Origin of the sequence: Actinomadura sp. WAC 06369 (assembly GCF_003947565.1) — a bacterium.
Lineage (GTDB): Bacteria > Actinomycetota > Actinomycetes > Streptosporangiales > Streptosporangiaceae > Spirillospora > Spirillospora rifamycini.
Genome location: NZ_QHJN01000015.1, coordinates 72,562 through 80,755, shown reverse-complemented (window position 1 = coordinate 80,755; position 8,194 = coordinate 72,562). Strand labels below are relative to the sequence as shown.

Sequence of the window (8,194 nt, the reverse complement as noted above, 5' to 3'; positions counted from 1 at the left end):
GGCGGGGGTGACGCGGGGCGCGCGCTTCAGCAGATGCGGGGGAGCGGGTCGCCGACCAGCGTGTCGACGATGCGGGTGCCGCCGAACGCCGTCCGGAGCAGCACCAGGCCGGGCGGGTCGTCCCGGACGGTCCCGACGACCGCGGCGCCCGCGCCGAGCGGGTGCCCGTGCAGCACGGCGAGCGCCGCGTCCGCGCGCGTCCCGTCCACGACCGCGACGAACCGGCCCTCGCACGCCACGTACAGCGGCTCGATGCCGAGCAGCTCGCACGCGCCCGCGACGGCCGGGCGCACCGGCACCGCCGCCTCGTCCAGCACGACGCCGCACCCGGACGCGTCCGCGATCTCGTTCAGCACCGTCGCGACCCCGCCGCGCGTCGCGTCCCGCATCATCCGGACGCCGCCCGGCACCGCGTCGAGCAGCGCGGCGGTGAGCCCGTGCAGGGCGGCCGTGTCGGACGCGACGTCGGCCTCCAGGTCGAGTTCGCCGCGCGCCAGCATGACGGTGACGCCGTGGTCGCCGATCGGCCCCGACACCAGCACCGCGTCACCCGGGCGGACGGACCGCGCGCCCAGCTCTGCGCGCGCGCCCGCGCCTTCGAGGACGCCGATACCGGACGTGGTGATGAAGCACCCGTCGGCCTTGCCGCGCTCCACGACCTTGGTGTCCCCGGCGACGACCGCGACGCCCGCGCGCGCCGCCGCGTCCGCCATCGACCGGACGACGCGGCGCAGGTCGTCCACCGGGAAGCCCTCCTCCAGGACGAACCCCGCGGACAGGTACAGCGGCCGCGCCCCGCACACGGCGAGGTCGTTGACCGTCCCGTTCACCGCCAGCTCGCCGATGTCGCCGCCCGGGAAGAACAGGGGCGAGACGACGTGCGCGTCGGTCGTGAACACGAGCCGCCCGGCGTCCACGGGCAGGACGGCGCCGTCGTCGAGCGCCTCCAGCGCGGGGTTGCGGAACGCCTCCAGGAACACGGCGTCGACGAGCGTCTGCGTGGCCTTGCCCCCGGCGCCGTGGGCCAGCGTCACCCGTTCCTCCCGCACGCGGGGGCGGCGCCGGCGCGCGCGCTCGATGCGCTCCAGGACCAGCTCCTCACGGGACGTCTCCGCGGTCATGCCCGGCTCGCCTCCTGCACGCGCTCCCGCGTGAACCGGCCGAAGTTGTAGTACGCGGCGCACGCCCCTTCGGACGACACCATGCACGTCCCGATCGGCGTCTCCGGCGTGCACGCCGTCCCGAACACCTTGCACTCCCACGGTTTCAGGACGCCCTTCAGCACCTCGCCGCACTGGCATGCCTTCGGATCCGCGACCCGCACCCCCGGCAGGTCGAACAGCCGCTCGGCGTCGAAGCGGGCGTAGGCGTCGCGCATCCGCAGCGCCGAGTGGGAGATGAACCCGAGGCCGCGCCACTCGAAGTACGGCCGCAGCTCCATGGTCTTCGCGATCGCGGCGAGCGCCCGCGGGTTGCCGTCCCACGGGACGACCCGGGCGTACTGGTTCTCGACCTCGCTGCGGCCCTCGTCGAGCTGCTCCAGCAGCATGTGCACCGACTGCAGGACGTCGAGCGGCTCGAACCCCGCGCACACGAGCGGCTTGCCGTACTCGCCCGCGATGAACCCGTACGGGCGGCAGCCGATCACCGTCGAGACGTGGCCGGGGCCGAGGAACCCGTCGAGCCGCAGGTCCGGCGAATCCAGGATCGCCTTGATGCCCGGGATGATCGTCACGTGGTTGCAGAAGACGGAGAAGTTGCGGATGTCCTCCGCCTCCGCGCGCAGCACGGTCATCGCGGTCGACGGCGCGGTCGTCTCGAACCCGATCGCCATGAACACGACCCGCCGCTCCGGGTTCCGCTTCGCGATCTTGAGGGCGTCCAGCGGCGAGTACACCATCCGGATGTCGGCGCCCGCCGCCTTCGCGTCCAGGAACGAGCCCGTGCCGCCCGGGACGCGCATCATGTCGCCGAACGACGCCAGGATCACGTCCGGGTGGTCGCGGGCGATCGCGACGGCGTCGTCCACCCGCCCCATCGGGATCACGCACACCGGGCATCCGGGCCCGTGCACGAGCTGCACGGTCTCCGGCAGGTAGTCCTCCAGCCCGTGCTTGTAGATCGTGTGGGTGTGGCCGCCGCACACCTCCATGAACTTGTAGAGCCGTCCCGGCTCGCACAGGGCGGCGATGCGCGCGGACAGCATCCGCGCCTGCTCCGCGTCGCGGTATTCGTCGACGAACCGCAATGGTCGCGCCTTTCCGTTCGGGTTGCCGTTCCGGTTCAGCTCCGGCCGAGATCGATGTCCGATCCGCGGAGCGCGTCCAGTTCGTCGTCGTACGCCGCGCCGAGCCCGCGCAGCAGCCGCAGCGTCGCGGCGGCCTCCGCCTCGTCGATCTTCGACATCGCGAACCCGACGTGCACGAGCACCCAGTCGCCGCACGCGAGCCGCTCGTCGTCGAGGAGGCCGATGTTCACGGCGCGGCGCACCCCGACGACCTCGACCTTCGCGATGTCCGTCCCGTCCGCCGGCAGCTCGACGATCTCCCCGGGGATGCCCAGGCACATCAGCCCGGCCCTCCGGCCGCGGCGGCCGGGCTCACATCCGTTCCATCTTGATGTAGCGCTTCACGGCCGGGTACTCCTTCACCAGCATGGCGAAGCAGGCCAGTCCGGCCACGGCCGCGGCGATCTTCCACAGGCGCATGTTCGTTCCTTCTCGGTCGGTCGGTCAGGTAGGTAGGTCGATCCGGTCGGGCCGGTCCCGGTGGTCAGCCGGGCGGCAGGTTGGGCATGATCGGCAGGATCGCGTCGTGCTTCTTCGGGTTGACCCCGGTCGAGCGGCGCGCGTCCGCCGTGCCGTCCTCGTGGTGGCCCCGCTGCTTGCGGTAGTTGCCTTCCTTGTTGCCCATGCGCACGCCCCGGGTGTGCGACGGCGTGTCGGTCCTGATGTGGGGCTTGCCCACCCTGATCTCGGACATGGTCACGTCACTCCCTTCTCGGCGGGGTGTTCCCCGGCGCGGGCGCCCGTCCCCTCACCCGCGCGGACGGCGAGGTCGGCGAAGAAGCGCCCGATCTCGGGCCACACGTCGCGGCCGCCGGACAGCCCCTTCCAGGACCGCCGGACGGCGGCGACGAGGCGGTAGCAGTCGTCGATCGGCACGAGCCAGCGCTCCTCGGCGAGCCCGCCGCGCCCGGCCGCGCCCGCGCCGGCGGACCCGGTGTGGACGAGCAGGGCCTCGACCTCGGGCGCCATCGACCGCAGCGGCTCGCAGCGTTCGGCGGCCGCGGCCCAGGCGGCCGGGTCGACGTCGCAGCGGGTGGCGCCGGCCGGGCTCGGGTAGTGCGCGGTGACCCGGCTCCCGCCCCCGTCGCCCTCGCCGTCGCCGTCGCCGGCGGCGGCGTCGTCGTGGCGGATGAAGAACGCCAGGCCGACCGGGACGCCCAGGCCGTCCACCGGCACGCCGGGCAGCCGGACCCGGCGGCCCGGGACGAGCCGGAAGTGGCCGCGGCCCTCGGCGTCCCGGCCCGCCGCGTCCCGCTCGAACAGCAGCGCGCAGGCGCGGCAGGCGCACAGCAGCCCGTCCCCGCGCTCGTCGAGGACGTGCGCGTGCCCGCCGCCGTGGTCGTCCGGGATCGGTTCGGCGCACAGGTCGCAGCGCTCCCCGGCGGCGGTGTCGCGGCGCGCGGCCGCGCGCGCGACGAGGCGTTCGAGCGCGGTCATGCGGGCCCTCCCGCCGGCGGCACGGCGCGGAACAGCGACTCGACCGGCACGAACGCCCCCGCACCGGCCGCGGCGGGACGTCCGGACGGCGCCCGGACCGGCTCGATCGCCGACAGTTCGGGCGCGACGCCGAGCACCGCGTCGCGGACCGCGTCCTCGACCCTCCCGGCGGTGTCCGCGCCGCCGCCGCAGCTCCCGCAGCCGCCGCCCGCCTCGTCCGGGAGCCGCACCCGCGCGACGCCGTCCTCGATGCCGTCCAGTTCCAGCTCGACGTCCGCGCCGTGCGAGCCGAGCTGCTCGCGGATGTCGGCCAGGGCCCGCGCCACCCGCTCCTCGACGGGCGCCGGGTGCACGTCGTGGAGCGCGAGCAGGTGCCCGACGAGGTCGTCGTCGGTGAGCGCGGAGACGAGCCGGGCGTCGTGCGCGGCGCGGTCCATGACGCGGGCGAGGGCCTCGCCGTACACCTCGGCGAGGGTCGCGACCGTGTCGAGCGCGCTCTCCGCCGTCCGGCCGGGCGTCCGCTCCAGCGCGGCGAGCGCCGCCTCGATGCGGGTGAGCCGCTCGGCGACGTCGCCCTCGCCGAGCCGCCGGTCGTCCGGTCGCCCGGTCGGGCGCCCGTCCCGCCGCTGCTCAGCCATGGGTCGCGCCGAACATGGGCGAGTGGATCTTCTCGAGCTTCTTCCCCTTGCCGAGGTACATGTGGACGCCGCAGGGCAGGCACGGGTCGAAGCTGCGGACGGCCCGCATGATGTCGACCCCGCGGAAGTCGTCCGGGCCGTTCTCCTCGAAGATCGGCATGTCCTGGACGGCGTCCTCGTACGGGCCGGGCGTGCCGTAGCTGTCGCGCGGGCTGCCGTTCCACGGCGTCGGCGGGTACGGGTGGTAGTTCGCGATCTTGCCCTTCTGGATCACCATGTGGTGGGACAGGACGCCGCGGACCGCCTCGTGGAAGCCGCAGCCGATCGCCTCGTCCGGCACGTCGAAGTCCTCGAACACCTTGGTGTCGCCCGCCCGGACGCGCTGCAGCGCCTCCTCGACGAACTGGACGGCCATCGCGGCGGCGTACGCCACGAAGTACACGCGCGCGCGGTTCCGCTCGATGGCGTTCGACCACGGCGGGATCCGCCATTCGAGGGTCGTCTCGGGCAGCGACTCGCCCTTCGGCAGGCTGATCTGCACGCTCTGCCCGGTCGACTTCACGTACGGGGTGTCGACGAGCCCGGCGAGCGCCGTCGTGTAGAGCCGGGCGAACGGGCCGCCGCCGGTGTCGAGCGCCAGGTGGTCGCCGGTGTTCTTGTCGAACCAGCGCGGGCTCATCACCCAGCTGTACTTGTCGTCGAAGTCGCGCTTCCGCGGCGCCGGGAGCGTCGTCTGGTTCCAGGGGTGCCGCATGTCGACCGGGTTGCCGAGCGGGTCGTGGGTGACGAACGGGTCCTCGTTCACCCAGTCGTCGTAGTAGGAGCTGCCCAGCAGAATGCGGATGCCGAGGTTGATGTCGACGAGGTTCGTGGTCAGCAGCTCGCCGTCCACGACGATGCCGGGCGTCACGTACATCGCGCGGCCCCAGCGCTCCATGTTCTCGTACTTGTAGTCGACGACCTCGGGGTTCTGGAACGCGCCCCAGCAGCCGAGCAGGACGCGGCGGCGGCCGACCTCCTCGTAGCCGGGCAGGGCCTCGTAGAAGAAGTCGAACACGTCGTCGTTCATCGCGACGGCCCGCTTCACGAAGTCGACGACCCCGATCAGCCGGCTGAGGTAGTCGGTGAAGAGGCTCGGCTCCGGCATCGTCCCGACGCCGCCCGGATACACCGTGGACGGGTGGACGTGCCGGCCCTCCATCAGGCAGAACATCTCGCGGGTGACGCGGCTGACCTTGAGGGCCTCCTTGTAGAGGGCGCCCTCGAACGGGTTGAACGCCGCCATGATGTCGCCGATCGTCCGGTACCCGTGGATCCCGGCGTTCGGCGCCTCGGTCTCCCGGGCCCGCCGCAGCACGCTCGGGTTCGTGTCCTTGACCATCGCCTCGCAGTAGTCGACGAAGACGAGGTTGTCCTGGAAGATCGTGTGGTCGAACATGTACTCGGCGGCCTCGCCGAGGTTCAGGATCAGCTCGCCCAGCGGCGGGGTCTTGATGCCGTACGCCATGTTCTGCGCGTACACCGAGCACGTCGTGTGGTTGTCGCCGCAGATCCCGCAGATGCGGGAGGTGATGAACCCGGCGTCCCGCGGGTCCTTGCCCTTCATGAAGACCGAGTAGCCGCGGAACAGCGAGGACGTGCTGTGGCACTCGGCCACCCGCCGGTTCGCGAAGTCGATCTTCGTGTAGATGCCGAGGTTGCCGATGATGCGGGTGATCGGGTCCCAGGACATCTCGACGAGCTGCTCGGATCCCGTCGCCCCGGCCGGCGCCGGCTTCGTCTGCGCGGTGTGCGCCATGGGTCGTTCCCTCTTTCCGGTGTCGCGGGCGGCGCTACGGGCGGTAGCGCGGGTCGTAGCCGCTGGTCAGCACGTCCTTGTTGTGGTGCCACCGCGGTTCCCGGTTCGCGGTGCGGTTGGTGATCCCGCGCATCCGGCGGATGAAGCCCCCGTACGGCCTGATCAGCATCGAGGAGAGGCTGCCGCCGGGCGGCTGGTCCATGAACGGCATGAACTTGTCCGGGAAGCCCGGCATCGTGCAGGCGATGCAGATGCCGCCGACGTTCGGGCAGCCGCCGACCCCGTTCATCCAGCCGCGCTTGGTGACGTTGCAGTTCACCACCGGGCCCCAGCAGCCGATCTTCACCTGGCACTTCGGCGAGTTGTAGTCCCGGCCGAAGTCGGCCTGCTCGTAGTACGCGGCGCGGTCGCAGCCCTCGTGGACCGTCTTGCCGAACAGCCACTGCGGGCGCAGCATGTCGTCCAGCGGGGGCGGCGGCGCGGCGCCCGCCGCGTGGTACAGCACCCAGGTCAGGGTCTCCATGAAGTTCTCCGGCTGCACCGGGCAGCCGGGGATGTTCACGATCGGCAGCGCCCCCGCCGACCGGAAGTCCCACCCGAGGTAGTCGGCGAGGCCCATGCAGCCGGTCGGGTTGCCCGCCATCGCGTGGATCCCGCCGTACGTCGCGCACGTCCCGGCCGCGACGACCGCCCACGCGCGGGGCGCGAGCATGTCGATCCACGTGTTCAGCGTCATCGGCTCGCCGGTGTCCGGGTCGTTGCCGAACGACGTCCAGTAGCCGTCCCCGTTGATCTTCTCGTTCGGGATCGACCCCTCGATGACGAGGATGAACGGCTCCAGCTCGCCGCGCGCCGCGGCCCGGAACGCCGCGAGGAACTCCTCGCCGCCGAGCGTCGGCGACAGCACCTTGTTGTGCAGGTTCACCTTCGGCAGGCCCGGGATCACCCCGTTGACGACGTCCTCGATCGCCGGCTGGGACGAGGCCGTCACCGACACCGTGTCGCCGTCGCAGCTCATCCCCTCGGATATCCACAGGATGTGGATCTCGTCGAACCCGTCCGGGGCCGTGGTCCCGCCCCGCTCGCGCGTCTGCGTCATGTCCGTGGCCTCCCTTGCGCCCGGTCGCGCATCCGGTCGTAGGCGGCGGCCACCGGGGCCGCCACCGTGAGCCCCGGCGGACGGTCCGGGGCGTGCGGGTGCGGGCGCGTCGGCGCCGTCCCCTTCGCCTTCTCCAGCGTCCGCCCGAGGTCCCGCAGCGCCGTCTCGTCCACCGCCTCGCGGAGGCGCGGCATCAGCACGCCCTCCTCGTCCTCCAGGTGCTCCTCGACGTCGCGGCGGAGCAGCTCGATCAGCTCCTCCGCGCGCCCGCCGGCCCGGCCGTCCGACCGCGCCAGGGCGTCCAGCTCGGCCAGCGCCTCCTTCACCGCCATGTGCTCGTCCAGGTGCCGCCGCACCAGCGACTCGTCCCGCAGCGCCTTCGCCGCGAACGGGTAGAAGATCAGCTCCTCGACGGCGGCGTGCTTGGACAGCTCGCGCACGAGGATGTCGACGACGCCGTTGCGCTGCGTCGCGGACGCCGCCGCGTGGAAGTCGCGGAAGAGCTGCTCGACCATCCGGTGGTCGTGCTTGAGCAGGTCGATCGCGTCCATCGCCATCACGCGCTCCCCCGCTCCGGTTCGGGCTCGGGCGCGGCGTCCGGCGCGTCCGCCGCGACGGTGATCGACTCCAGGACCACGTCGTCGCGGCCCCGCGTCTCGACGTCCACGCCGCCGCACACCGGGCACGCGGCGAGCTGCGCCGCCGACCCGACGGGCGTCGTGCCGCCGCAGTCCCGGCAGTGCACCGACAGCGGCTCCATGACCAGGTCGATGCGCGCGCCCTCGATCTCGGTGCCCTCGGCCGCCAGCCGGAACCCCTGGTCGATGACGTCCGGGTCGACGGGATGGCCGCCGACGCGCACCCGGACGCCGCTCACCGGGCGCCCCCTGGCGCGCCTGCGCGCGGCGTCCACGATCGCGTCGCACATTCCCATT

General features: G+C 72.8%; 11 protein-coding genes. All 11 read right to left on the bottom strand.

The window, feature by feature from the left end:
* Positions 1-26: 26 nt before the first annotated feature.
* On the bottom strand, positions 27-1,121 hold the full coding sequence (gene hypE / locus DMH08_RS06890) for a hydrogenase expression/formation protein HypE (protein ID WP_026402905.1): 1,095 nt from the start codon (positions 1,119-1,121) through the stop codon (positions 27-29).
* On the bottom strand, positions 1,118-2,248 hold the full coding sequence (gene hypD / locus DMH08_RS06885) for a hydrogenase formation protein HypD (protein ID WP_026402906.1): 1,131 nt from the start codon (positions 2,246-2,248) through the stop codon (positions 1,118-1,120). Before hypD ends, hypE begins: the two co-directional genes overlap by 4 nt.
* A 35-nt stretch (positions 2,249-2,283) precedes the next feature.
* On the bottom strand, positions 2,284-2,568 hold the full coding sequence (locus DMH08_RS06880; RefSeq protein ID WP_125612422.1) for a HypC/HybG/HupF family hydrogenase formation chaperone: 285 nt from the start codon (positions 2,566-2,568) through the stop codon (positions 2,284-2,286).
* Between the two features lie 31 nt (positions 2,569-2,599).
* Entirely contained in the window at positions 2,600-2,707 is a 108-nt protein-coding gene (locus tag DMH08_RS42770; RefSeq protein WP_425248255.1) for a DUF6893 family small protein, read from the bottom strand.
* A gap of 64 nt (positions 2,708-2,771) precedes the next feature.
* Positions 2,772-2,981: a hypothetical protein gene (locus DMH08_RS06875; RefSeq protein ID WP_125612420.1), complete on the bottom strand. Its 210-nt coding sequence runs from the start codon at positions 2,979-2,981 to the stop codon at positions 2,772-2,774.
* 2 nt (positions 2,982-2,983) lie between these two features.
* The gene (locus tag DMH08_RS06870) at positions 2,984-3,724 is read right to left on the bottom strand and encodes a DUF5947 family protein (RefSeq protein ID WP_125612418.1); all 741 of its coding nucleotides are present in this window, start codon (positions 3,722-3,724) and stop codon (positions 2,984-2,986) included.
* Positions 3,721-4,362 carry a NifU family protein gene (locus tag DMH08_RS06865; protein WP_125612417.1) on the bottom strand — a complete coding sequence of 214 codons (642 nt, stop codon included), beginning with the start codon at positions 4,360-4,362 and terminating at the stop codon, positions 3,721-3,723. The genes DMH08_RS06870 and DMH08_RS06865 overlap by 4 nt, the downstream gene beginning before the upstream one ends.
* Positions 4,355-6,160, bottom strand: coding sequence for a nickel-dependent hydrogenase large subunit (locus DMH08_RS06860; protein WP_125612415.1), 1,806 nt, complete (start codon positions 6,158-6,160; stop codon positions 4,355-4,357). The genes DMH08_RS06865 and DMH08_RS06860 overlap by 8 nt, the downstream gene beginning before the upstream one ends.
* Positions 6,161-6,194: 34 nt before the next feature.
* Complete coding sequence (locus tag DMH08_RS06855) at positions 6,195-7,259, bottom strand: hydrogenase expression protein HypE (protein WP_026402910.1); 1,065 nt, start codon at positions 7,257-7,259, stop codon at positions 6,195-6,197.
* Entirely contained in the window at positions 7,256-7,816 is a 561-nt protein-coding gene (locus DMH08_RS06850) for a hemerythrin domain-containing protein (RefSeq protein WP_199747650.1), read from the bottom strand. The genes DMH08_RS06855 and DMH08_RS06850 overlap by 4 nt, the downstream gene beginning before the upstream one ends.
* Positions 7,816-8,193, bottom strand: a complete 378-nt coding sequence (locus DMH08_RS06845; protein WP_233617446.1) for a hydrogenase maturation nickel metallochaperone HypA — start codon at positions 8,191-8,193, stop codon at positions 7,816-7,818. The genes DMH08_RS06850 and DMH08_RS06845 overlap by 1 nt, the downstream gene beginning before the upstream one ends.
* Position 8,194 lies beyond the last annotated feature (1 nt).